We start from the raw sequence: 23,618 nt of genomic DNA on the forward strand, positions 1-23,618 counted from the left end.
GGCGGCCGGTCGTTGTTGTGGTGGGGGGGGGGGGGGGGCCGGGGGGGCGGGCCCCCCCCCCCCCCCCCCACCCCGCGGTCAGCTGCCCGCGATGCTCAGACCGGTCCAGGCGACTGCCAGCGTGGTGGCCTCGTCGACGTCGCCGAACAGCTGCCAGCGGCCGTCCCCGGCCCGGACCGTGTGCAGCAGCCTGCTCTCGCTGGTGACGATCGCGACGTGCAGCACGCCGCGCGATGCGGTGATCGAGAACTGGCTGACGGTCCCCCCCGGCGCGCCGGTCTGCGACGCGACCTCGTGGAACCGGGTCCAGCCGGTCGACCGGAGCGCGGCGTGGTACAGCCCCCCGTCGCTGCCGACCACGACGGCGTGCAGTTCCGTGCCGACCTGCGCGATGTCGACCGCCTCGGCCGTCGCACCGGACGGCGGGGCGAACGGCACGTCCGGACCCTGCTGCCACGTGCCGTCGGCGTGCCGGACGAAGGACGACAACACGCCGTTCGCCGGCGGGTTGAGGGTAAGCAGGCGCAGGTCGCCGCCGGCGCCCGCGATCGCGAAGTCGCTGTCGTAGTCGACCTGGGCCGGGATGGCGGTCCAGGGCGTCCACGTGCCGTCGGCGTGCCGAACCCGGTGGGTCAGGGCCGTGCCGGCGTCCCCGCCCCTCTGCACGCGGTGCAACTCGCCCGCGACGGCCGCGAGGTCGACGTCGCTGGTCGGCCCGTCGGCGACGGGGGCCTCCTCGGTCCAGGAACCGTCGGCGTGCCGGATGACGTACCGATATTCCTGGTAGTACGGCCCCACCCCGTAGTACCAGTTGTGCATCACGTGCTCTTCGGCGCCGACGATGGCCGACACCAGGTTGTTCGAGTAGTGCGCACGCGGCGCGCCCGGGATGGCGTTGAACGGGTACCACGACCCGTCGCCACGTCGGATCGTGTGGGCCACTTCGCCGCCGCCGAGGGTCCTGACCAGGTGGACGTCCCCCGGGATGTGCTGCGCGCTCGGGTCGGCTTGGGCGGGTGCGGTGGCGGTCAGTGACGCCATCGTCAGGGCCGCTACGGCCGGTATCTGGAGCGCGGTTCTTCTGCTTACCATCACAATTCCCCCTTGTGACCACGCCCGGACGGCGTGTGTCACATGCCTAGCACTGCCGGGGAGTCGTGATGGATCGAATGACGGAACTCATGCCATCACCAGCAGGCCCTGGTCGAACAGCCACCTCGCCGTCTCCTCGGCCCGGTGCGGTGGCAGGTGGGCGGACCAGGCGCGCAGCAGGTCGGTCAGGGAGCGGGCGCGGTCCAGGTAGTCGAGCAGCGGGGCGAGTTCGGTGTCGGCGACGTGGGCGACCGGCGAGGACAGCGCGGGGTGGGTGAGGGCGCGGCGCATGGTGACGATGTCGCCGACCGGGCACGGAGTCGGCACGACGGCGGCGTCGGCGGACAGGCGCACGGGTCGGTGCAGGTCGTCGGGGGTGAGGCGGCGGGGCGGCGGGGCGGCGGGTGGTGGCGCGGCTCGCCGACGCCAGAACGGTTCGTCGCGGTGGGGCTGGTGGCGGTCGTAGTGGGCGGCGGTCCAGGTGGCGTGGCGGGCCGCGGTCCGGTCGCGGCTGTCGCGGTAGAAGGCGAGGGCGGCGGCGCGGTCGCCGTCGGTGAGGATCGTGTGCACGGTGACGGCGGCGGCCATGGCGCTGTGCAGCGCGCTGTCCACACCTGACGACGTCAGCGGGTCGAGGGTGAAGGCGGCTTCGCCGACCTTGACGCAGTCCTCGGTGACGGGCTCGTCGTCGCGGTACGCGGTGGCGTCGCACACCGCCACTTCCCGGACGCGCGGGCGATCGGCGAACAGGCCCGTGGTGTCGAGCAGGTGGTGGTAGAGGCGTGCCACGTCGAAGGCGTGCCGGCGCAGCAGGTCGGGGTCGACGAACGCCATCGCGCGGAACGCGCCGTCGGGCAGGGGCGCGCCCCAGCACCACGCCTGCGGCCCCGTGCCGATCCGGGTGGGGCCGGCGCCCGGCCAGGCGGCGTGCAGGGCGAGGGTCCGGGAGCCGGTGGCGGTGGTCGTGCCGCCGGAGACGCGGTGGCGTCCACTGGCGTCCACCAGGAACCGGGCTCGCAGCACGTCGTGGCGCAGCGGGACGTCCCAGCCGGCCGCGGCGCGGCGGGGCCGTCCGGCGCGGGAGGGTTGCCGGACGGACGCACCGGCGGCGCGTGCGGCGGAGAGGAGGGCGTGGTCGAACCGCCCCCGGTCGACGGTGACCGCACGGGGATCGGGCGCGACCAGCCGCGTGGTCGTGTCCTCCCAGCGGACGAGGGTGCCCTGGGAGGGCAGGGAACCGTCCAAGGCGTCGGGCAGGCCGAGGACGTCGAGCAACCGCCGGACGCCGGGCGACAGCGCCTCGCCCACGTGCGGGCGGGGGAACGGACGGCGTTCCAGCAGCACGACGCGGTGGCCGAGGCGGGCCAGGCGCAGCGCGCACACCGAGCCGGCCGGGCCGCCGCCGACCACGCAGACGTCCCAGGCCGTCATCCGGTGAAGTAGTCGGGGCGGGCGGCGTGCAGGCGGCTGTAGACGGAGAGGCAGTGGTGCAGCCAGCCCCGGATGTAGTCGCACGCCGGCCGGCCGCGTCGGATCACCTCGTGGTGGCAGCCGCCGCCGCACAGGTACCGGGCCCAGCAACCGGTGCACGGCTCCTGCCGGTGCACGTGCCGGTCGGTCGACCACCGGGCGCGCTTGGCGTCGTCCACGCCGGTGGTCAGGTCGCCCATCGCGCCGTCGGAGTCGCCGACGAACCGGTGGCACGCCGCCAGGTCCCCGTCGGCCGACACGCCCAGGTAACCCGCGCCCGCGCCGCACGGGTAGGGCCGGTGCGTGCCGCGGTGGATCTCGCGCAGCGCGGTGACCAGGTTGGTGAACGGGTAGCGCTGCCCGGCGAGCACCCGGCGGACGAACTCCTCGCCGCACGCGGTCATCTGCTCCAGCATCACCTCCAGGTCGCGCGACGCCATCTCGCCGTGCCCGGTGGGCGAGCTGAGCATGGGCGAGAAGCCGACGCCGTGGAACCCGGCGGCGGTGAACTCCTCCAGCGTGCGCGGCAGGTCGAGGTTGAGCGGCGTCACCGTGACGCGGGCCGAGACCTGCATCCGGCGTTGCGCCGCCAGCAGGGGCGCGACCCGGTCCATGACGCGCCGGTAGCTGCCGCGCCCGTCGCGGTGCGGTCGCAGCAGGTCGTGCCGCGCGCCGACGCCGTCGAGGCTGACCGTGACCGCGAAGCCGTGCGCCTCGAAGAACTCGCCGTCCTCGGGCGTGAGCAGCGTGCCGTTGGTGGTGATGGAGAACGTGACCGGGATCCCGGTCCGCCGCGACACCGTGATCGCGTACTCGGTCGCCGAACGCACGACCGGTCGGTTGATCATCGGCTCGCCGCCGAGGAACGCGAGGTTGACGCGTTCGCCGGGGGCGGCGTCGCGGAACAGGGTGTCCACGGCGGCGAACGCGGTCGCCTCCGGCATGTTCTTGGCCGGACCGCCGAAGTCGCCCTGCTGGGCGTAGCAGTAGGTGCAGCCGAGGTTGCACTTCTGGGCCACGGCCAGCGACAGCGCCCGCACGGGCGGCGGGTCGGGCGCGAGGTCGTCGACCTGGCGCGGCGCGTCGAGGCCGAGGTCGGCCAGGAGCGCCTCCATCACCCGTGGGTCGGGGTCATGGCGGGCGGCGTCGATCCGGTCGTAGAGGGCCTGGCCGACGCCGAACAGGCGGCTGCCGTTCGCGAGCAGCACGCGCGGCCCGGTGTCGGTGTCGAGCAGGTGGACGTCGGGGTGGACGGGCGCGGACGCCTCGAACAGCCTGCTCGCGGTCATCGGTCCTCCGGGGAGTCGTCGCGGTGCTCCGGCGCGTCGTTGCCGCCCACGATGAACCGCAGCTCGCCCTGCCAGTCCCGGAACAGGTCGTCGTAGCTGACCAGCCGGGAGTCGTCGCGGTTGTCGAGCACGTACTCGCGGGGCTCGCGGTCCTTGGCGAACCAGTGGTTGCCGGTGCTGGTGCCCGCGCCGGTGTCCTCGACGTTGACGTAGTCCGGCCGGCTGGCGGCCCAGTAGTAGCAGGCGCACTCGCGGTAGTCGTTCTGCCAGGGCGAGCACAGGCCGCGGGTCAGGTCGCCGGGTCCGGCCATCTCCTCGGCGATCACGGCCAGGTTGCCACCGGTCGCCGCGCTCTCCGCGAACAGCCCCCTGACCTGCAGTTGCACCACCTCGAAGCGCGGATCGGGCAGGCTCGGCGGCTTGCCGACCGGCTTCGGCGCCGGGCCGCTGGTGAACAGGCACGGCACGGTCCGCCCGACGTGGTCGGCCAGCACGTCGGCCAGGGAGTTGGACCACTCCAGCATCGTCACGCCGTCGGGGTTGTCGGCCGAGGTCAGCCGGGACGACCCGCTGCCGGGACGGGTCGGGCCGACGAGGGCGCCGATGACGTCGTGGTCGCCGACGGACAGCAGGCGGCGGCCGACCAGGCGCTCGTGCTCCGGGTCGGCGGCCACGACGTAGTTGTCGGACTCGTGCAGCTCGATGCCGACCAGGAGCCTGCGCCAGATGTTGCGGATGTCGAACTCCAGGCCGGGGAAGGCGTTGGAGATCGCCGAGTCCGGCAACGTGCTCGGCGGGTTGCCCGCGGCGTTGTAGTGCAGCTGCGCGGTGAGGTTCATCGGGTCGATCCGGTCGTCGCTCATCGCGGTCCTCCCGTCTCGTGGCCCGCCTGCCCGAAGATCGCCTGCCGGGCGGCCAGGCGGACGAGGTCCACCTGGCGGCGGGTGAGGGCCAGCGACCGGCCGTCCGCGCCGCGCATCAGCGCCGGCATCTTGCGCCTGCCCTTGGCGGTGAGGTCGCCGACCTCGTCGTGGTCGCGCAGCACGTCGGCGAACCACGGCGCGGTGCCGCTGAGCAGGGCGGCCAGCACGTTCCGGTGCAGCGCGAGGACCGCGGCGGAGTCCACCAGGGACGGCGCCATGATCGGCTCGAAGAGCCGGCCGGTGTCGGCCGTGTCCTGCCGCACCATGGTGCTGGCGGCGTCGACCCGGCCGTCCACGGTGTTGCCGTTCATCACCTCGGTGTTCATCAGCCGCACCGTCTCCGTGGCGCGGCGGAGCACTTCCTCGGCGACGGCGCGGGCCTGCTCCAGGGTGTCCCGATCGGTCGCGGCCGGGCCGTGCAATGCCTGGTCGAGCTCGTCGGCGACCGTGCGGATCGGGATGACGTCCGGCGCGTAGGCGGGCGGGCCCGCGCCGATGCGGCCGAACGCGGTCAGGTCCCGGCCCGACACCTCGAGCGCGACGTGGACCAGGCCGTCGCACTCGTCGTCCAGGTAGCCCCGGCTGACCCAGGCGCCGTCCGGGCCGTCGTCGCCGGCGTAGATCTGCGCCGGGATCGTCAGCCGCGGGTCGCCCGGCTGGTCGGCGTGGCCGCGCCACTTGCCCTTGGTGGCGTCGTAGAGGAAGTCGACCACGTTCGGGTCCGGGTCGGTGGGGCGGTCGGTGTACGCGGAGCCGTAGACGTGGCCGGCGGCGGGCGTGAAGCGCAACCGGATGCCGGGGAACTCCGGCGTCGGCTTGAGGTAGCGGGCGTGGCCCAGCGGCAGGAACTTGTCGTCGAGGAAGTTGGCGCACAGGCCCATGAGCTCGTGCGAGACGTGGTCGCTGAACCACTCGGTGTCGGCGTCGATCCGGTCGTTGTCGTCGTAGGTGCGGCGTTGGATCTTGTGGTTGCCGACCTGGACCCGCCACCGCACGTCCTCGGGCGTGAGGTCGTTGTCCTGCAACAGGTCGAGGGTCAGGGGTTGGAGAACGTCGTCCTCGGTGAGCGCCCAGACCTCGAGGAACGGCGCGACCGGCCGGACCTTGCCGTGCCCGTCGGTGAACCGGAGCACGCCGGGGGTGTCGGCGGCGGTGATCGCGCCGGAGCCGGGGTCGACGCGGAACGTCGGCGCGGGGCGCAGCCGTCGCGGCCCCAGCGGCTCGGCCGGGTCGGTCTCGGCGGTGTAGTTGTCCATCGGCTCGGCGGCCCCGCCCAGCCGTGCGACGGCCAGCGGGGGCAGGACGCGCAGTTCCCGGATCGTCGTCATCGCGTGCACCCCTTGTGGCTGAGGACGTGCTCGATCTGCGCCAGCGTCCGCCGGTCGGACTCGCGCAGGGCCACCAGGTAGGGGTCCACCGCGCCGGCCGGGTCGGTGCCGAGCAGTTGGTCGGTGAGCAGCTGGGACGCCTGCACGAGGTCGCGTTGCAGCAGCCAGCGGTCGTGGTCGTGGTGGGGCAGTTCGAGGCTGTACGGCATCTCGAACGGCGGCCCGGCCAGCAGGCCACCCGGCACGCCCTCCTCCAGGGGCAGCTCCACCAGGCGCCCGGCCAGCGCGCGCAGGTTGTACATCTCCGCGAACGCCCGGTGCACCAGCGCTCCGCGCCCGGTGAGCACACCGCCGTTGTCCACCGGACCGGACAGCAGGAACGCGTGGGAGATGTCGGTGAGCAGCATCCGGTAGCGGAGGTTGAACAGGTGGCCCCACAGCGCCGTGACCGGGTCCGTGATCGGGTTGGTCGTCACCTCGGCGGCGGCGTACCCGACCGGCTCCGACTCGTCGAGCCGGTGCGCGGTCACCGGGTTCTGCGCGACCGGGCGGGACACCAGCGCCTGCTGGTCCTCGGGCAGCGCCGTCAGCGCCCGGTAGATGCCGAGGAACCGGTTGAAGTGGGACGTCTCGTCCTGCTCGTCGGCGTCCGGCGCCTCGCCCTGCTCGCCGATCTCGTGCAGCGCCTCGCGCGCCGAGTCCCGCGAGAACACGCCGAAGACCAGCAGCTCGGGCGACTTGACGTCCGGCACGTTCCCGGAGTCCTGCCCGCGTTCACCCCGGGTGTACCCGCGGCCCCACTCGTCCCAGGACGCCTGGTACGGCAGCGTGTCCGCGTGGAAGAGCTCGTCCGGGAGGAAGTCCTTGTTCTTCAGGATCGCGTCGACCCGGCCGTAGAGCGCGCCGACCCGGTTGACGTAGTCGCCCGACGCCTTGGCCGCCCTCTCCTTGATGGCCGTGGCCTCGGGACCGGACCAGGTGCTCGGGCTCTCCGCGACCACGTACTTCGCGAGCGAGTCGGCCGTCAGCGGTTGGAGGTTGAACGCGAACGGGTAGAAGTCCGAGCCCCACGGGTAGTCCTCGCGGTCGAGGTTGATCGGGCCGCCCAGCACCGTGAGCAGGTTCTGCACGGTGACGAGGTGGCCCATCTCCTCCTTCGCGATGCCGAGGATGACCTCCTGCCAGCCGCGCACGTCGTCGCGCAGCCCGGCGGGCACCTGCGGTCCGCCCATCGAGTAGGCGGCGAACAGGTACTGCACCATCAGCGAGTGCTCGATCTCGGCCGCGACGTGCAGCAGCATCACGGTGTAGTCGCGCCAGTTGAACTCCGGCGGCAGGACCGGGCGCTCCTCCTCGGCGTCGAGCGGCCCGGCCACCGACAGGACCGCCATGGCCGGCGCCCGGTCCTCGAAGAGCTCCGGCACCACCGAAGCGAGATGCCTGTGCACCCTCGACCGCATGTCCTACCCCCGTTCCCCGCCCGACTGTGTGGCGCAGGGGCGAGCGTGCCGGCGTCCGGGGACCCGACGCCCTGGTCACGGCCAACGCCAGCCGTGCCGGTGAAACCCGTCATGCGGCCGGGTCACCCGTGCTGACGGACCGTCGCCGGCGACCTCGGCCGCCGCCACGGTCGGGCGACGTCCGTGACCGGTCGGTGGTCAGCCGGGGCGACGGCGCTGGGCCGGCGACATGGCCACGCCGGAGTCCCGCGCGTCCGGGAGCTTCTCCTCGTCCTCGGCGAGGCGCAGCCTGCGCCCGTCGAGGAACCAGTCCACGGTGAACTTCTTCGACACCGCGACCAGCGTGAACAGCACCAGCAGGTAGGCGGCGAACCCGGCGAGCAGGCCGATGCCGTAAGCGCCGAACAGGCGGCTGCCGGCGGGGAACAGGGCGAGCACCGCGCCGCCTCCGATCACGGCGACCAGCGCGCCGAGGTCGGCCAGCCGCACGCGGTCGGTCCGGTAGCGGTTGACGAAGTACAGGTTCCAGCCGAGCACGGCGCCGAACGCGGCCGCACCCCACAGCTCCATGGTCATGGTCGTCCCCTCACGCGTTCCCGGCTCGGCACCAGGTTCAGGTCGGCGGGCGCCAAGGCGGTGTAGGCCAGGCCCAACGCGCTGCCTTCGCGCAGGACCGCCCGCCGCGCCGTAGTCATCGCCTGCCCGACGGTGTGGCCGTCGCCGAGCAGCGCGGGCAGCAGGGCGTCGGCGAACCGGCAGGCCAGGCCCTCCCGGACGTCGACCTCCGTGCCGACGACGCCCGCCGCGCCGGCCCACAACAGCCGCGGGGTGAGCGGGAACGCGTGGTCGGCGCCGGGCGCGACGGTGCTGCAACCGTTGAGCAGGACCAGCGGCATCGACTGCCACCGCCCGCCGAAGTCGTCGTCGAACTCGGCCGCAGTGAGCCACTCGCCGTCGCCGATCTCGACGTAGCCGAGGCCGCGGTCGTTCACGCCGCCGTGGCAGTACAGGTAGATGACGCTCGGCGCCACGGTCCGCAGGTGCTGGAGGAACGCCTCGCGGCGGTTGCTCTCGATCACCTGGACGTGCGGCAGGACGTGCCGCAGTCCTCGCAGGTGGGAGCGCTGGGCGACGAACTGCGGGTCGTCCGCCCGGCCGAGCACGACGACGGGTGGCTCGACCGGGGCCGCGGGGTGGTCGGGCACCGGGACGCGCGGGTCGAAGGTCATCGGGTTGCCGATGGCGAACCGGAAGCCCCAGAACCCGGCCGGGCAGACGACGTCGGGCGAATCGGTCGCGCACCCCCCTCGCGCGCACCGGGGCGGGTCGGTGCCGTCGAGGTCGGCGAAGTACGCCTCGCACAGCCCGTACTCGTGGGGCTCCAGGCGGGCCAGCGGGAAGTCGTAGATCATCGCCGCGGGCAGCCACTCGTCGCTGCTGTCGGGGTGCACGACCTGCACGTGCGACGACGCGGCCCGCAGCTCGCGCCACGGCGCCCTGGGCTGCCTGGTGCGGGCCAGGGCGAGGTCCACATCGGTCTGGAAGCGCACGTACACGTCACGTCCGTGCACGGCGGCCTCGCCGAGCAGCGCGGGCAGCAGCCGCCGGTCCCAGCCGGCGTCGTTCATCGACCGGTAGATCGCGCGGGCGCCCTCCTGGAAGCGGGCCACGGTGTGCTCGGAGATCCGGGTCGCGACGGACGCGCCGGTGTCGCCGAAGTGCACGTAGAGCCCGTGCTGGTCCGGGCTGTCGTGGTTGACCATGATGCTCAGCGCGTGCGGGCGACCGGTGGCCACGACCGCCGGGTCGAGGCTGAAGCTGCGCACGTAGTCCCGCACCGCCGACCAGCCACGGCCGTCGGCCACCACCAGGAACGACTGCAGCAGCGCGCCCCGGTGGTAGAGGTTGCAGCGCAGCCGCAGCGTGCCGGTGTCGGGCGCGGTGAAGCGGAAGGCCTGCGGTGGCACGGGTTGCCGGTCGACGAGCAGGTCGCGCGTCGGCGGGTCGTGCAGCACGCCGGCCCGGTCGAACACGGCCGCCCGCACGGGTGTCCGGCCTCGTCCTGAGGTGTGCAGCGCGCCGATGTCCAGCCAGAGGAGGTAGGCGCGGCCCGGTCGCAGCGGCTGGTCCGCGGGCGACGGGCGCCGTCCCGGCCGGTCCGGGGCCAGCCACACGCGCACCGGCCGCGCCGGGGGCGGGCCGTTCAGCGGCGGGCCGCGGGCCAGCAGCGTGGCCAGCACGAAGACGCCGATGATCGCGGCCAGCAGTGCGGGCAACAGCCAATCGCGACCGGAGAACGCCGTGCCCGTGGCCGGCGGCAGCCCGACCGCGGGCGGTGGGGCCGGGTCGCTGGTGGAGGGTCCCGGGGTGCTGTCGGCGGTTGTGGTCACCTCCTCCCAGGACGGCGAGGTCGGTGACGTCGACACAGGCACGGACACCGACGACGAAGACGGCTGCGGCTGCGATGAGGACGACCGTGGGACCGATGACGATGGCGATGTCGACGAGGACAACGACGGCGGCGACGACAGCGGCGCGGTCGACGACGTGACCGGAGCGACCACCTCGACCGTCGCCAACTCGAACACGGTGGACGGCTGCCGGAACGCCGACGGCCGCACGCAGCCGTCGCACGAGACCGTGGCCCTGCCGAGCGGCGCGTTCAGCGGGACGGTCAGCGACACGACCAGGGGCGTCACCTTCCCGGGCTCCCGGGTGCGGCAGCCGCCGGCGGGGAACTCGCCCAAGTACACCTGGCAGGTGTCGGGCACGTGCCACGTGCCCGTGGTGGTCCAGCCGTAGCTCGTGCCCAGGACGACTTCGTTCGGCTGCGCCACCGCCGGCGGCGCCGCGACGAGCAGCGAGCAGGCGGTGAGCAGCACCGGGAAAGCACGGCGTCCGGACATGGCCCCCCTTTGCGGATCCGCGCGATTCGACGAGCGTGGCGACGGCGGCGGCGGACGGCATCGGGGCAACCCCTGATCCGACACCCCGAACGTTGCGCTGCGGTCAGTCCAGGTCGCGCAGCGCGACGGCCGCCGCCGTCCGGCTCAGCACGCCGAGCTTGGCCAGCACGTGCGTCACGTGCGTCTCGACCGTCTTGAGGCTGATCACCAGCTCGTCGGCGATCTGGCGGTTGGTCCGGCCGGTCGCGAGGAGCCGGGCGACGTCGAGCTCCCGCGCGGTCAGCCCTTGCCGTCCCCGGCGTCGGGCGGCCTCGAACGACGGCAGCCGCCTGCCGAGCTTGCGCAGCTCGGCGACGGCCTGGGCGTGCGACCGGCGGGCGCCGCAGGCCAGGAACTCCTCCGCCGCACCGCAGAGCGCCTTCACCGCGTCGTCGCGGCGGCCCGACCGGGCGAGCAGGACACCCACCAGCAACCGGCTCTCGGCGGCGTCCACGCGTGCGCCGCACTCCTCGAACGCCAGCGCGGCTTCTTCGGCCGACTCCAGCGCGTGGTCCGGGTCGTCGGCGACGTGCGCGGCGGTCAGCCGTGCGACGGCCCGGTGCACGGGGAAGGAGGGCGCGAACGCCCCGATCTGGTCCGCCCACCGCTTCGCCCGGTCGACGCGCCCGTGCGCGAGTTCGGCCGCGGCCAGGAACGCGTACCACAGGGGTTTGCTGAACGGGTCGACCCGCGACAGCGCCGGGCCACCGCCCGCGTCGAGGACGGCGTCGGCGACCTCCGCCGAGGGATCCGCCGCCAACGTCGCCATGCCGTCGAGCAGCCGGGCGATCGTGCGCCACCATCCGACGTCGTGCCCCGCGGCGACGGCGGCGGCCCCCGACCGGGTGGCGAGGTCGAGGTCGCCGACGAGCAGCGCGATCCAGCACCGCGTGCCGTGCGCCATGGCGCTCAGCTCGCCGCTGCCCGACAGGGTCGCCGCCTCCACCGCGTCCTCGGCGCAGTCCAGGGCCTCGACCAGCCGGCCCTGCCACCGCAGCGCGCACGCGCGGGCGGCCAGGAGGTAGGTGAGCAGGTGCACCTGGCCCGTGCCCCTGGCCAGCCGGAGGCCGCGGTCGAGGTGCCGCAACGCCTCGTCCCACCGCTGGTGGTGCAGCTCGCCCCACCCCAGCCAGACCAGCGCGTCCGCCCGGTCGGTCAGCTCCTCGTCGGTGAGGGCGTCCACCGCGCGTGCGGCTTCGGCCGCGCACCGGCCCATGGCCTCCTCGTCACCGGTCAGGAACGCCGCCATGACGGACATGCCCCGTGCGGCGGCGATCACGGGCCGGTCGCCGAGGTCGACGGCTTCCCGCACGACCAGGTCGACCAGGGCCGCGCCGTCCGCGTCGAACGTGCCCGCCATGAGGGACGCGGCGGCCAGTTCCAGCCGCAGCGCCACCGTTTCGCGGCGGTCGTCCGCGCCGAGCCGGGCCAGTTCGTCGGTGAGGAGTTCGCGAGCGGCGGCGTGGTGCCCGAGCAGGCGGGCGGCGGTCGCCGCCGGCACCACCGCCCGGACGCGGTCGGCCGCAGACCCGGTCCGCAGCTCGCGGACCGCGCTCGTGGCGACCTCCAGGCCCTCGTCCAGCCGGCCGGCGCGCACGAGCGCTTCGGCGAGCCGCACGGTCAGCCCGGGGGTCGACCCGTTGGCGGGCAGCAGCCGCAACGCCGCCCTCAGCCAGTGGGCGGCGGTCGCCGGCGACTCGGCCGACGCCTGTGCCGCGGCTGCCACCAAGGTGTCGACGGCGTCGTGATCGCCGAACCGCCCCGCCTGCTCGACGTGGTGGGCCCGGACCGCGAGCGGGCTGCCGCGCCGGCCGAGGGCGGCCAACGCCCGTTCGTGCGCGCCGAGCCGCCAGCCCGGCGCCGCGGCCTCGTAGACGACCTGCCGCACCAACGGGTGACGGAACCGGAACCGCCGGGGCCCGGCCGGGCGGACGAGGTCGCACCGGCACAACGCGTTCAGCGCGTCGAGCACGACGTGCTCGGGCAGGCCGCCCGTCTCGGCCGTCAGCTCCGGCTCGAACGGGTCGCCCGCCACGGCCGCCGCCCAGGCGACGACCCGCGTCGCCTCGTCGAGCACGTCCAGTTCCGCCCGCAGCGCCGCGCGGATCGTGGGCGGCAGGGGTGCGGCGTCCGCGGTCGGTTGGGCGGTCCTGGCCAACGACTCCAGGTACAACGGGTTGCCGCCGCTGACCTCGTACACCGCCCGCCGCCACGACGGCCCACGACCGGGCCCGATCAGCTCGACGGCGTCCGCGAAGTCCAGCGGCCCCGGTTCCAGCCGATGCCCGACGCCGGCGCGGTGCGCGTCCGACAGCGACGCGTCGAGGTTGACCGGCAACGGCACCGCCCGGTGGGCCAGCACCAGGACGAGCGGGCCGCGGGGTGGCCGGCGCACCAGGTGCGCCCAGCAGTCCAGGGAACCGGCGTCGGCCCACTGCGCGTCGTCCAGGCTCACCACCACGCCGCGGAAGCGAGCCGCCGACTCCAGCGCCTCCCGCACGACGCGGTGCTTGCGGTGCCGCTCGACGGCCCCGGTGTCGTCATCGGGGTCGAGCGCGGCGAACTGCTTGCCCGTCAGCTCCTCCAGGAGTTCGGTCAGCGCGCCGCAGGGCACGTCCCGGTCGAACTCCGTGCCACGGCTCGTCACCACCGCGAACCCCGCCGCGGCGGCCATGACGTGGAACGACTCCAGCAGCCGGGTCTTGCCGATGCCGGGCTCGCCGACGACCTGGAGGACCGCCGGACGTCCGCGCCGGGCGGCCTCCAGCACCTCCGCCATCACCTGCCGCTCGGCGTCGCGCCCGACGAGCACCTCCGCTGTCACGACCTGTGATTCGACCAGGTCAGCGCGGGGGAGTTGAGCGGCGGGGAGGCGGACCACTCGAAGGGGTGACCAGTGATGGCGCTAACGGACTCCGGGGTCGGGCAGTGCCGCGGCGACCAGGAGCTCGAAGGTGGGGCGGGGGTCGGTCTCGTCGTGGCGGGCGACGCGGTGCAGGAGGTGTTCCTCGAAGCAGGCCGCGAGCGCGGTGGCGGCGCCCTGCGGGTCGCGCGCGCCGAGCCGGGCGAGGGCGACGACCGCCTCCATGGCTTCGCGTCCCCGTGACAGCGCCTCCCGCAGTTCGGGCACGTGGCCCGCTTCCAGGAGGAGGGCCGGGCGGGCGGCGGTCGCCGTGCGAGTTCGGCGAGCCGGCCCACGACACCGGTCAGCAGGGCCTGACGGTGCGGAAGCAGTTCGACGTCGAGCCCTTGGCCAGGCCGGCGCGCTCGTCGACGCGGGCGTGGGTGAGGGCGCGCAGGCCTTGCGCGCCGACGAGTTCGCCTGGTCGGGCCGGGACCGCCGGGTGCGGCGCCGGCGGCGGTCACGGAATGGGCGGACTGGGCCGCGCCGGCCCGGTTCGGCGGGGTGGCGCTCGGCCGGCGGGTTCCTGGGTGGGTCGTCGAGCCGGTGGCGGAGGGCGGTCGATCGGCGGGCTGCGTGCGCGCTGGTCTTGGGGACCGCCGGCTGACCGGTGGCAGCGGTCCGGCGGCTCGTGGTCGGGCGGGTCGCGCGGGGGAGGGCTCGGGTCGCCGGTGCCAGGGGGATCGACGACCCGGGTCCGGGGGCCGGACCGGCGCGCGGCGGCTGGCGCGGCCGGTCCGGCCGGTCAGGCGCCGTTCGCGCCCGCCGGCAACCCCGCCAATGCCATGACGTGCGCGGCCCGCCGGTCCGGTCGCCAGAGCGTCAGTGGCGTGCTCTCCCGTTCGCGCCGCGGCCACGGGGCGGTGTCAGCCGCGCCGAAAGGGCCGTGGTCCGCGGTGGACAGCATGACCCTGCGCACCCGGTCCACCGTGCCGTCCCGCGGCGGGTCCAGGGTGATGGACGCCGCGTGCGGCTTGCCGCCGCCCCAACTGGGCCGTCGGTCCAGCAGCACGGGCCGCGCCGACACCACCACCAGCAGCGGCACGGGGTGGTCGGAGTCCGCCAGGCACTCCACCGCGTCCAGCACCTCCTCGCCCGCCAGGTGCACGTCGCGCAGCAGCACCACCAGCGGCTGGTCGCGGGCGACCAGCTCCAGGAACCGCCGCCACGCCGGCAGGACCCCGGCGTCGGGCGCCGACCGGTCGAACAGCGGCAGCAGCCGGGTCGCCAGCACGTCCGCCTCGGCCCGACCCGCCGCGCACACCGCCGACGACAACCTCGCCCGCACGGTGTCCGGCCCGTCCTCCGGCCGCACGCCGCAGCAGCCGCGCAGCACGTCGGCCACCGCGCCCAGCGGCTCGCCGTCCACGACCCGGCCGTCCAGCACCCGCGCGCCGTCCACCCCGCCGGTGAACCGGTCCAGGAACCCGTCCGGGTCGCCCAGCACCGTCACCAGGTGCGGTGTCTCGCGGCGCAGGGTCCGGTCCAGCAGGCCGCGCACCACGGCCAGCTCGCTGTCGTGCTCGTCGGCGTGCCCACGACAACCGGTGACCTCCCACGCGCCGTCGGGTGTCTCCGTGCCGTGGAACGCCGCCCCGGTCAGCTCCCGGGTCCGCCGGCAGATCCACACCGCGCCTTCGGGCACCGACGACAGCACCTGGTGGCAGTGGTCCACCAGCGCGCCGTTGACCGTCGGCGGCGCGTCCGGCTCGGTCAGCACCAACGCCTCACCGGTCGCCACCGCGATGTGCACGGCGAGGTCGCGGCTCATCCCGTCGGCGAAGCAGTCCCGCAACGCCAAGGCCGCCCGCACGGCCCGCGTCTCATCGTCGCCCTGCGCGTACGGCCCGCCGAACACCGCGAGCGACGCCGAGCCGATAGACGTGGCCACCGTGCCGCCCAGTTCCTCGATGCCCGAGCGCGCCATCGCGGTCGCCGCGGCCAGCGCGTGGTCCACCACGGCCGGGTCGGCGTCGGTGGCGCAGCGGCGCGGCCGGACCCGGACCAGCGCAACGGTCACGCGACGCCGTTGAGCGCCCGGCGACGTGCGGGGCGCCGGGATCGGCTCCACCGGCCGCAGGTGCCGGACCACGGCCCGCTCCCGTTCGGCGGGCAGGGCCAGCGACGGGTCGTGCGTGAGGATGGCGTGCTGGAGCTTCTGCAGGGCGGGCCCCGGTTCCAGGCCGAGGTCGTCCACCAGGGACGTGCGCAGCCTGCTGTAGACGGCGAGGGCGTCGGCGTGCCGACCGCAGCGGTACAGCGCCAGCATCAGCTGCCCGCACGACCGCTCGCGCAGCCGTTCCGCCTCGACCACCGCTTCCAGCTCGCCCAGCACGGACTGGTGCCTGCCGCACGCCAGCTCGGCGTCGAAGTAGTCCTCCATCGCGTCGAGCCGGGCGTTCTCCACCACGGTCAGCTCGGGCCAGCAGATCCCGCTCTCCACGAGATCGGCCAGCGCCGCGCCGCGCCACGTGGCCAACGCCTCCCGCAGCACCTTCGCCGCGACCTCGGGTCGGCCCTGCTCGGCTCGGCCCCGTTCGGCGAGCTCGTGGAACCGGAACAGGTCCACCCGCGCCTGGTCGACTTGCAGCACGTACCCGGGCGCCTGGGTGGACAGCCGGGGCGCGCCCGGCCCGTCGGTCGCCGACAGCGCGGCCCGCAGGCTCCACACCGCGTTCTGCAACATCTTCCGCGCCGAGGTGGGTGGATCCTCACCCGGCCACAGCGCGGACAGCAACTGGCTGGTCGGCACCACCTGGTTCGCCTTGAGCAGCAGGAAACCGAGTGTGGCGCGCTGCTTGATGCCGCCGAGCGAGATCGGTCGCCCGTCGTTCAGCACTTCCAGCGGACCCAGTAATCGGAACTCCATGGTTTCGTTCCCCCAGCTGTTGTCGGACCGGCCGGGGCGGGGGTGCCCGCCCCGGCCACCACGCCTGACGATGAGCTGGACGTCAGGCGTTGCTCGTCTCCGCCACGGGCTCGTGGTCGGGCGCGGAGGACCCGCGCACCAGCACGGCCGTCACGACGGCGATGGCCACGGTGGCCACCGCGCTGACCAACCCGACGACGTTCAACCCGGAGGTGAACGCCGACCTCGCCGCCTCGACCACGTCCGCGCCGCCCACGGCGAGCGCGCCGGCCAGCGACTCCACCGCGTCGGCCGGCATGCCCTCGGGCAGCTCCGACCGGTACACCGCGGTGCCCACGCTGCCCAGCACCGCGACGCCCAGTGCCAGGCCGAACTCCATGCTCGTCTCCGACATCGCCGCCGCGGACCCGGCCCGCTCGGCGGGCGCGGCACCCACCACCAGGTCGGTGCCCAGCGCCATCATCGGCCCGATGCCCAGGTACACCACGACCAGGCCGGACACCACCAGCGCGAGGCCGCCCGGACCGTCCACGAACGCCAGCAGCAGGTAGCCCACCGCCGACACCAGCAGCGCCGCCGCGACCAGCTTGCCCGCCGCGAACCGCTTGGCCAGCGCGGGAGCCGCCATCGACGACACGATCATCGCCACGGCCGACGGCAGCAGCCACAGCCCGGCGGCCAGCGGCGAGCGGCCGTCGACCATCTGCAGGTACTGCGTCACGAACATGTAGACCACGCCGACGACCGCCAGGCCCACGAGCAGGGCCAGCAACGCGCCCAGGAACGCGGGCCGCGCGAAGAGCCGCACGTCCAGCAGCGGGTCCGGCAGCGACTTCTGCCGCCGCACGAACAGCACCGCGAACACGAGGCCGACGACGACCGCCGCGACCGCGCCCAACCCGAAGCCGTCCGCCGCGACGACCTTGAGCCCGTAGATCACCGGCAGGATCGCGGCCAGCGACAGCAGCACGCTCACCAGGTCCAGCCGGCCCGGCTCGGGGTCGCGCGACTCGGGCAGCAGGATCGGCGCGGTCACCAGCAGCACCACCATCACCGGCACCGCCAGCAGGAACACAGAGCCCCACCAGAACAGCTCCAGCAGCGCGCCGCCGATCAGCGGTCCCGCCGCCACACCGGCCGAGAAGCACGCCGCCCACACGCCGATCGCGACCCCGCGCTGGCCGGGGTCGTGGAACATGTTGGTGATCAGCGCCAGGGTCGAGGGCATCAGGGTCGCGCCCGCGACGCCGAGCAGGGCCCGCGCGCCGATCAGCAGCGCCGGGTCGGTGGCGTAGGCGGCGGCCACCGACGCCGCGCCGAACGCCAGCGCGCCGATCATGAGCAGCTTGCGGCGGCCGATCCGGTCGCCCAGCGTGCCCATCGTGATCAGGAATCCCGCGATCATGAACCCGTACACGTCGATGATCCACAGGGTTTCCGTGCCGCTCGGGCGCAGGTCGGCGCCCAGGTGCGGCAACGCCAGGTAGAGCACCGTCGCGTCGACCGACAACAGCAAGGTCGGCAACGCGAGCACGGCGAGCCCGAGCCACTCCTTGGCCCCGGCCCGTTCGGTGCGGTCCATGTCCTTCCCCTTCCAGCTCAGGCAGGTCAGCGTGGTCAGTCGGGGTGCGGGTCGCGCAGCACCTCGATGAGGCTCGCGAACCCGTCACCGGCGTGGCCCCGTCGGATCGCTTGCTCCACCCGGGCCAGCAGGAAGCTCGGCAGGCCGTCGTCGACCCCGCCCGCCCGGCTCGCGGCGAGCAGGCGCTCGACCACGACCGCCTGGTGGCCCAGCGTCGTGCCGGGGTACTCGCCGCGGTCCACGCCGGCGGTCAGCTCCGGCACGGAGGCCACGACCCGGTGCAGCCACCGCGTGGCGTGCGGCAGGAAGTCGGTGGCGGCCCGGTGCTCGGCCGACACCAGCGAGAGGCCGTGGAGCAGACCGGCCCACGCACTCCACATCACGCCGAGCAACGCCATCTCGTACAGCGCGGGCAGCCCGACGTCATCGCCCAGGTAGGTCCAGGTGCCGCCCAACGCGGCCAACGTCGGCACATGCTCCTGGTACAGCGCCTTCGGACCTCCGTAGAAGGTCATGGTGGTGTCCGCGCCCAGCTCTTCAGCGGACGTGAGGATCGCGCCGTCGATGTAGCCGATGCCCCGTGACGCCGCCCAGGAGGCGGTGTCACGGGCCTCGTCCGCAGTGCCCGCGGTGAGGTTCACGACCACCCGGCCGGTGGTGTCGCCCAGCGAGTTGACGATCTCCCGCATCGCGCGGTGGTCGACCACGCGGACGACCACCAGCGGACTCGCCGACACGGCTTCCACCAGCGTCGCGGCGCGAATCGCGCCGTTGGCCGCCGGCTCGTCGGGACGTTGGTGGAAGCGGTGCCAGACCGTCGTCCGGTGACCCGCGTCCACGAACGCCCGGGTGAGCGCCGAACCCATCGGCCCGAGGCCGATCACCGTCACAGGCGAACGGTCGCCCGCCGTCATCTCCGCCCTCCTCTTCCTGACGTGACCACCCTCGCCGAGGCCCCTCCCGATCACCTCTCGGAGACCTCTCGGCTCTCTCGCTGAGTGTTCGTGAGCACGCTCTCCGTGACACGCGACCTTGATCGGCTGCCGTTATGGTGTGGTTTGTGCGTTTCGGCATCCTGGGGCCCTTGACCGTCTGGACGGAGGACGACTGCGTCGTCCCCGTCCCGGGGGTGAAGGCGCGCACCCTCCTGGCGTGCCTGTTGGCGCACGACGGCGAGGCGGTCTCGGCCGACCGCCTGGCCGACGAGCTGTGGGGCGACTCGCCGCCGAACAACCTGGCGGGTGCGCTGCACACCAAGGTGTGGCAGCTGCGCCGGGCGCTGGAGGACGCCGAGCCGGGCGCGGGGGAACTGGTGGTGTCCCGCCCGCCGGGCTACCTGTTGGACGTGCCCGCCGACGCGGTGGACGCGCGCCGGTTCGCCGCGCTGCTGGCCGCCTCGCACGAGACCGGTGACCTGCGGGCCAGAGCGGCGCTGCTCGGCGACGCCCTGGCGCAGTGGCGCGGCCCGGCGCTCGGGGACTTCGCCGATGCCGAGTTCGCCCGGCCGGTCGTGGCGCGGTTGGAGGAGCTGCGGCTCACCGCGCTGGAGGACCGGGCGGAGGTGATGCTGGGCCTCGGGGAACACGGCCTGCTGGTCGGCGAGCTGGGCGACCTGCTCGCCCGCCATCCCCTGCGTGAACGGCTGCGTGCCGCGCACATGCGCGCCCTCTACGCCGCGGGCAGGCAGAGCGAGGCGTTGGCGAGCTTCGACGTCCTGCGCTCGGTGCTGGCCGGCGAGCTGGGGTTGGAGCCGAGCGCCGAGCTGGTCGCGCTGCGGCAGAAGATCCTGGAGCAGGACCTCCAGCTCACGCCCATGCCGTCGCCGATCACGACGGCAGCACGCCCGTTGACCAACCTGCCCGCGCAGATGACGCCGCTGATCGGCCGGGACGCGGCGATCGGGCAGGTGCGGGCGCTGCTGGACGCCGGCCGGCTGGTGACGCTCAACGGCATCGGCGGCGTCGGCAAGACCCGGTTGGCGCTGGCCGCGGCGGCCGAGGTGGCCGAGGGGTACCCGGACGGCGTGTGGCTGGTGGAGCTGGCCACGCTGGAGTCGCCCGACGGCGTGGTGGAGGTCGTGGCGACCGTGCTGGGCGTGCGGGACGAGGTGACCGGCGCGGGGCCGCCGATCTCGCTGGCCACGCGGCTGGCCGAGGCGTTGCGCACCAAGCAGTTGCTGCTGGTGCTGGACAACTGCGAGCACGTGGTCGAACGGGTCGCGGACGTGGCCGAGATGCTGCTGATGGCCGCACCCGGCGTGCGCATCCTGGCCACCAGCCAGGAGCCGCTGGGCATCGCGGGGGAGCGGCTGTGGACCGTGCCGCCGCTGACCCTGCCCGACGGCCAGGGCGTGTCCACGGCGGTGGAGCTGTTCGTGGCGCGCGCGACGGCGGCGGCGCCCGACTTCGTGCTGGACGGGTCCACTGTGGACGCGGTGCACGCGATCTGCCGCCGGCTGGACGGCATCCCGTTCGCGTTGGAGCTGGCCGCCACGCGGGTGCGGGCGCTGGGCGTGCACGAGGTCGCGGCCCGCCTGCGGAACCGGTTCTCGCTGCTGACGGTGGGCAGGCGGGGCGCGCCGGCGCGGCAGCAGACGTTGCGCGCGGCGATCGACTGGAGCTGGGAGCTGCTGACCGAACCCGAGCGCGTGGCGCTGCGCCGGATGGCGGCGTTCAGCGGCGGGTGCCCGTTGACCGCGGCCGAGGAGGTGTGCGCCGGGGACGGCGTGGCGCAGTACGAGGTGCTGGACCTGGTGGCACGGCTGGTGGACCGCAGCCTGGTCAGCGCGTCGGACGTGGCCGGCACGCGCCGGTACCGGCTGCCCGAGTCGGTGGCCGCCTACTGCGCCGAGCGGCTGCGCGAGGCGGGGGAGGGCGACCGGGTGCGGGCCAGGCACGCCGCCTACCACGCCGACTTCGCCGTCCGGGTGATGGCGCACCTGCGCGGCCCCGACCAGCGCCGGTGGCTCGAACTGGCTGACGTCGAGGCGGCGAACCTGCGGGTCGCCCTGGACACCGCCGCCCACCAGGGCCGGGCGGACCTGGCGTTGCGCACGGTCAACGCGCTGGCCTGGTACTGGTTCCTGCGCGGACGGCTCGGCGAGGCGACCCGGGCGTTCGCGGCGGCGTTGGCCATCGGGGGGCCCTCCGACCCGTCGGAGCGGGCCAAGGCGCTCGCGTGGCAGGCGGGGTTCAGCCTGCGCGCCGGCGAGTCGACCTACCCGCTGGAGCACTACGACGCGCTGGCCGACGAGATCGCCGACCCGACGGGCCGGGCCACGGCCCGCTGGTTCCTCGGTTTCGCCCGCATCGGGTACGGCGACCACGACAGCAGCGAGAAGCACATCGACCGGGCGTTGAACGAGTTCCGCGCGTTGGGCGACCGGTGGGGCACGGCCGCGGCGTTGGCCGCGCTGGCGACTCAAGCCGTGCTGCGCGGCGACCTGACCGCGACCCAGCAGTACGGCGAGGAGAGCGCGGCGCTGTTCCGCGACGTCGGCGACGGGTGGGGTCAGCTGCAGGCGGGTGACGCGTTGGCGTCGCTGGCCGAGGTGCGCGGCGACTACGACCACGCGGTGCGCGTGCACCGGGAAGGGCTGCGCATCGCCGAGACGCTGGGGCTCTGGTCGGAGGTGTCGACCAAGCTGTCCGGCCTGGCCCGGATCGCGCTGCTGGAGGGCGACTACGCGCAGGCCCGCGAGCTGCACGAGCGGGCGATGCGGCTGGCCGCCGAGCAGAGCTTCACGTTCGGCGAGCAGTTCGCCGAGGTGGGGCTGGGGCTCGGCGCGCGCCGGGAGGGCCGGTTGGACGCGGCCGAAGCGCACCTGCGGCGCTGGCTGGACTGGTGCCGTCAGCTGGACGGTGACGTCGGTGAGGCGTTGATCCTGGCCGAGCTGGGTTTCGTGGCCGAGCAGCGCGGTGACGCGGCTGGGGCGCTGGCCCTGCACCAGGAGGGGTACGCGGTGGCGAAGGCCACCGGTGATCCCCGTTCGCTGGCGCTGGCGTTGGAGGGTTTGGCGGGCGCGCTGGTGCTGACCGGTCGGCACGCCGAGTCGGCTGCCCTGCTCGGCGCCGCGTCCGCCGCCCGGGAGGCCTCCGGCGCACCGCTGCCCGCCGCCGAGCGCGGCGACGTGATCCGGATCGAGAGCGCGTTGCGCGCCGCGCTCGGCGAGGAGTACGAGACCCACCACGCCCACGGCCGCACGCTCGACCCCGTCACCGCGCACAGCCTGACCGACCGCCGGGACTGATGTCCCCGGGCGCCGGTCATCCGGCCACGACCAAGAACACCGCTCGCGACGCCTGGCGCAGGAACACCGGCACGACGACGCCCGGGAGCGGGCCGCGGCTCCGACCGCAACCGGTCGACACCGCCGTCCGCGCGGTCCCGTGCCGCCCGCCCACGATTCCGGCTGCCGCCACCGCTGCCCCCACCTCCGTCCGGTACCCGCCCGACGGCGCGCGCCGGTCGCGGATCACCGCGGACCAGAGGACGGTGACGGCTCGCGGCCGGACCGCTCACCCGCGTGATCCCGGTCGGACCGCCGGCGCACGCTCCGGTCGAGAGGGTGGGCGTGCGCCGGTGGCCGGCTACTCGGGCTTGCGCAGCACCTCGAACAGCGAGCCGAACCCGCTGCCCGCGTGCCCGCGCTTGATCGCCTCCTGGGCCCGCTGCTTGAGGAACTCCGGCAGCGCGGCGTCCACGCCCTGGGCACGGCTCGCGTCCACCAGGTGCTCGATCGCGATGGCCTGCATGCCGAGCGCCGAGCCCTCGTCCGGGTACTCGCCCGCGTCCACCTGACCCGCGATGCCGGGCACCTCGGGCGAGATGACGTGCTCGAACCACGCCTGAGCGTAGGGCAGGAACGCCTCGGCGGAGACGTTCTCCGACTTCACCAGGGCCAGCGAGTGCATGAAACCCGCCCAGGTGGTCCACATCAGGCCGAGCAGCGCCACGTCGTACAGCGACGGAAGACCCGCGTCCTCGCCGAGGTAGGTGCCCGCGCCGGCGATCGTGGTCAGGCTCGCGGAGTGGGCGTCGTAGACCGCCCGCGGCCCGCCGTAGAAGATCAGCGCCTCCTCCGATCCGATCATCGGGGGGATGGCCATGATCGCGCCGTCGACGTAGTCGAAGCCCCGTTCGGCGGCCCACGCGGCCGTCTCCCGGGCCTCCTCCGGCGTGCCGGAGGTCAGGTTGACGACGGTGCGGCCCGAGAGCGCGTCGCCGAGCGGGTCGAAGAGCTCGCGCATCGCGTGGTAGTCGAGCACGCACACGACGACCAGCTCGCTCGCGGCCACCGCCTCGGCCACGGTGGCGGCCAGGACGGCGCCCGCGGCGACCAGGTCGTCGGCCTTCTCGGGCGTGCGGTTCCAGACGGTGGTCGGGTGCCCCACGGCCACGAAGGACTTCGCGAGCGCCGAGCCCATCGACCCCAGACCGATCACTGTCACCGGTGCGCGGTTGTCCGAAGTCATCTGCAAGTTCTCCTCATGCTGTCCTGGTTCAACGGAGGGCGGGTGGTGCTCCCACCGTCGTTCGCCTACCGCCACACCAGTCTGGCGCGACCCCCTCTCAGGCCGCTCTCGAACCGCTCCGCCACCGGCGAGAGGTCCGCCGGCGGGGCGTGCGGGTAATCGGCCGCTCATCGGCCGGTCACCGGGCGCTCCGGTGAACCTTCGATGACCGCCACCCCCTGCGACCTGCGATAGAACAGCGTCGCTCGCCGAAACCGCGGGCGCGGACCTCCACCTCACCATTC

16 protein-coding genes are annotated in these 23,618 nt (G+C 74.3%); 2 read left to right on the forward strand and 14 right to left on the reverse strand.

Going from position 1 to position 23,618, the window contains the following annotated elements; translation table 11 throughout:
• Positions 1–78: 78 nt before the first annotated feature.
• From LNK82_RS02960 to LNK82_RS47560, 8 genes are all read right to left on the reverse strand, one after another.
• Positions 79–1,041: a hypothetical protein gene (locus LNK82_RS02960; RefSeq protein WP_230565341.1), complete on the reverse strand. Its 963-nt coding sequence runs from the start codon at positions 1,039–1,041 to the stop codon at positions 79–81.
• A gap of 138 nt (positions 1,042–1,179) precedes the next feature.
• Positions 1,180–2,523 (reverse strand): flavin-dependent monooxygenase QhpG, encoded by a 1,344-nt coding sequence (gene qhpG, locus LNK82_RS02965; protein WP_230565342.1) that lies wholly within the window; start codon positions 2,521–2,523, stop codon positions 1,180–1,182.
• Positions 2,520–3,851, reverse strand: a complete 1,332-nt coding sequence (locus LNK82_RS02970; protein ID WP_230565343.1) for a radical SAM/SPASM domain-containing protein — start codon at positions 3,849–3,851, stop codon at positions 2,520–2,522. Before LNK82_RS02970 ends, qhpG begins: the two co-directional genes overlap by 4 nt.
• Entirely contained in the window at positions 3,848–4,714 is an 867-nt protein-coding gene (locus tag LNK82_RS02975) for a hypothetical protein (RefSeq protein ID WP_230565344.1), read from the reverse strand. The genes LNK82_RS02970 and LNK82_RS02975 overlap by 4 nt, the downstream gene beginning before the upstream one ends.
• Entirely contained in the window at positions 4,711–6,102 is a 1,392-nt protein-coding gene (locus LNK82_RS02980) for a hypothetical protein (RefSeq protein ID WP_230565345.1), read from the reverse strand. The genes LNK82_RS02975 and LNK82_RS02980 overlap by 4 nt, the downstream gene beginning before the upstream one ends.
• Entirely contained in the window at positions 6,099–7,526 is a 1,428-nt protein-coding gene (locus tag LNK82_RS02985; RefSeq protein ID WP_230565346.1) for a ferritin-like domain-containing protein, read from the reverse strand. Before LNK82_RS02985 ends, LNK82_RS02980 begins: the two co-directional genes overlap by 4 nt.
• Positions 7,527–7,760: 234 nt before the next feature.
• Positions 7,761–8,138, reverse strand: a complete 378-nt coding sequence (locus LNK82_RS02990) for a hypothetical protein (protein ID WP_230565347.1) — start codon at positions 8,136–8,138, stop codon at positions 7,761–7,763.
• Complete coding sequence (locus tag LNK82_RS47560; protein WP_230565348.1) at positions 8,135–9,952, reverse strand: CHAT domain-containing protein; 1,818 nt, start codon at positions 9,950–9,952, stop codon at positions 8,135–8,137. Before LNK82_RS47560 ends, LNK82_RS02990 begins: the two co-directional genes overlap by 4 nt.
• Here LNK82_RS47560 and LNK82_RS03000 point away from each other — a divergent pair.
• Positions 9,930–10,364, forward strand: a complete 435-nt coding sequence (locus LNK82_RS03000) for a hypothetical protein (RefSeq protein WP_230565349.1) — start codon at positions 9,930–9,932, stop codon at positions 10,362–10,364. The genes LNK82_RS47560 and LNK82_RS03000 overlap by 23 nt on opposite strands.
• A 207-nt stretch (positions 10,365–10,571) precedes the next feature.
• Here LNK82_RS03000 and LNK82_RS03005 read toward each other — a convergent pair whose 3' ends face one another.
• The 5 genes from LNK82_RS03005 to LNK82_RS03025 form a co-directional block, all read right to left on the reverse strand.
• The gene (locus LNK82_RS03005; RefSeq protein WP_230565350.1) at positions 10,572–13,331 is read right to left on the reverse strand and encodes a helix-turn-helix transcriptional regulator; all 2,760 of its coding nucleotides are present in this window, start codon (positions 13,329–13,331) and stop codon (positions 10,572–10,574) included.
• 81 nt (positions 13,332–13,412) lie between these two features.
• Positions 13,413–14,093, reverse strand: a complete 681-nt coding sequence (locus LNK82_RS48215; protein WP_372470395.1) for a hypothetical protein — start codon at positions 14,091–14,093, stop codon at positions 13,413–13,415.
• Positions 14,094–14,154: 61 nt separating this feature from the next.
• Entirely contained in the window at positions 14,155–16,278 is a 2,124-nt protein-coding gene (locus tag LNK82_RS03015; RefSeq protein ID WP_230565352.1) for an ATP-binding protein, read from the reverse strand.
• 82 nt (positions 16,279–16,360) lie between these two features.
• Complete coding sequence (locus tag LNK82_RS03020; RefSeq protein ID WP_230565353.1) at positions 16,361–17,860, reverse strand: MFS transporter; 1,500 nt, start codon at positions 17,858–17,860, stop codon at positions 16,361–16,363.
• Between the two features lie 35 nt (positions 17,861–17,895).
• A complete protein-coding gene (locus tag LNK82_RS03025) occupies positions 17,896–18,750 on the reverse strand; it encodes an NAD(P)-dependent oxidoreductase (RefSeq protein WP_230565354.1) in 855 nt (284 codons plus the stop codon).
• A 194-nt stretch (positions 18,751–18,944) separates the two neighbouring features.
• Between LNK82_RS03025 and LNK82_RS03030 the strand changes: the two genes are divergently transcribed.
• Positions 18,945–22,109 carry an AfsR/SARP family transcriptional regulator gene (locus LNK82_RS03030; protein WP_230565355.1) on the forward strand — a complete coding sequence of 1,055 codons (3,165 nt, stop codon included), beginning with the start codon at positions 18,945–18,947 and terminating at the stop codon, positions 22,107–22,109.
• Positions 22,110–22,449: 340 nt separating this feature from the next.
• On the opposite strand, the gene LNK82_RS03035 is transcribed toward LNK82_RS03030, so the two are convergent.
• The gene (locus LNK82_RS03035) at positions 22,450–23,616 is read right to left on the reverse strand and encodes an NAD(P)-dependent oxidoreductase (RefSeq protein WP_308257144.1); all 1,167 of its coding nucleotides are present in this window, start codon (positions 23,614–23,616) and stop codon (positions 22,450–22,452) included.
• Between the last annotated feature and the right edge of the window lie 2 nt (positions 23,617–23,618).

It is taken from the genome of Saccharothrix luteola (assembly GCF_020859565.1).
In the GTDB taxonomy this organism is placed as follows: domain Bacteria; phylum Actinomycetota; class Actinomycetes; order Mycobacteriales; family Pseudonocardiaceae; genus Actinosynnema; species Actinosynnema luteola.

Coding starts and splice junctions, on each gene's coding strand:
- LNK82_RS02960 (WP_230565341.1), bottom strand. CDS start 1,041: ATGGCGTCACTGACCGCCACCGCACCCGCCCAAGCCGACCCGAGCGCG.
- qhpG (WP_230565342.1), bottom strand. CDS start 2,523: ATGACGGCCTGGGACGTCTGCGTGGTCGGCGGCGGCCCGGCCGGCTCG.
- LNK82_RS02970 (WP_230565343.1), bottom strand. CDS start 3,851: ATGACCGCGAGCAGGCTGTTCGAGGCGTCCGCGCCCGTCCACCCCGAC.
- LNK82_RS02975 (WP_230565344.1), bottom strand. CDS start 4,714: ATGAGCGACGACCGGATCGACCCGATGAACCTCACCGCGCAGCTGCAC.
- LNK82_RS02980 (WP_230565345.1), bottom strand. CDS start 6,102: ATGACGACGATCCGGGAACTGCGCGTCCTGCCCCCGCTGGCCGTCGCA.
- LNK82_RS02990 (WP_230565347.1), bottom strand. CDS start 8,138: ATGACCATGGAGCTGTGGGGTGCGGCCGCGTTCGGCGCCGTGCTCGGC.
- LNK82_RS03015 (WP_230565352.1), bottom strand. CDS start 16,278: ATGGAGTTCCGATTACTGGGTCCGCTGGAAGTGCTGAACGACGGGCGA.
- LNK82_RS03020 (WP_230565353.1), bottom strand. CDS start 17,860: ATGGACCGCACCGAACGGGCCGGGGCCAAGGAGTGGCTCGGGCTCGCC.
- LNK82_RS03035 (WP_308257144.1), bottom strand. CDS start 23,616: ATGGTGAGGTGGAGGTCCGCGCCCGCGGTTTCGGCGAGCGACGCTGTT.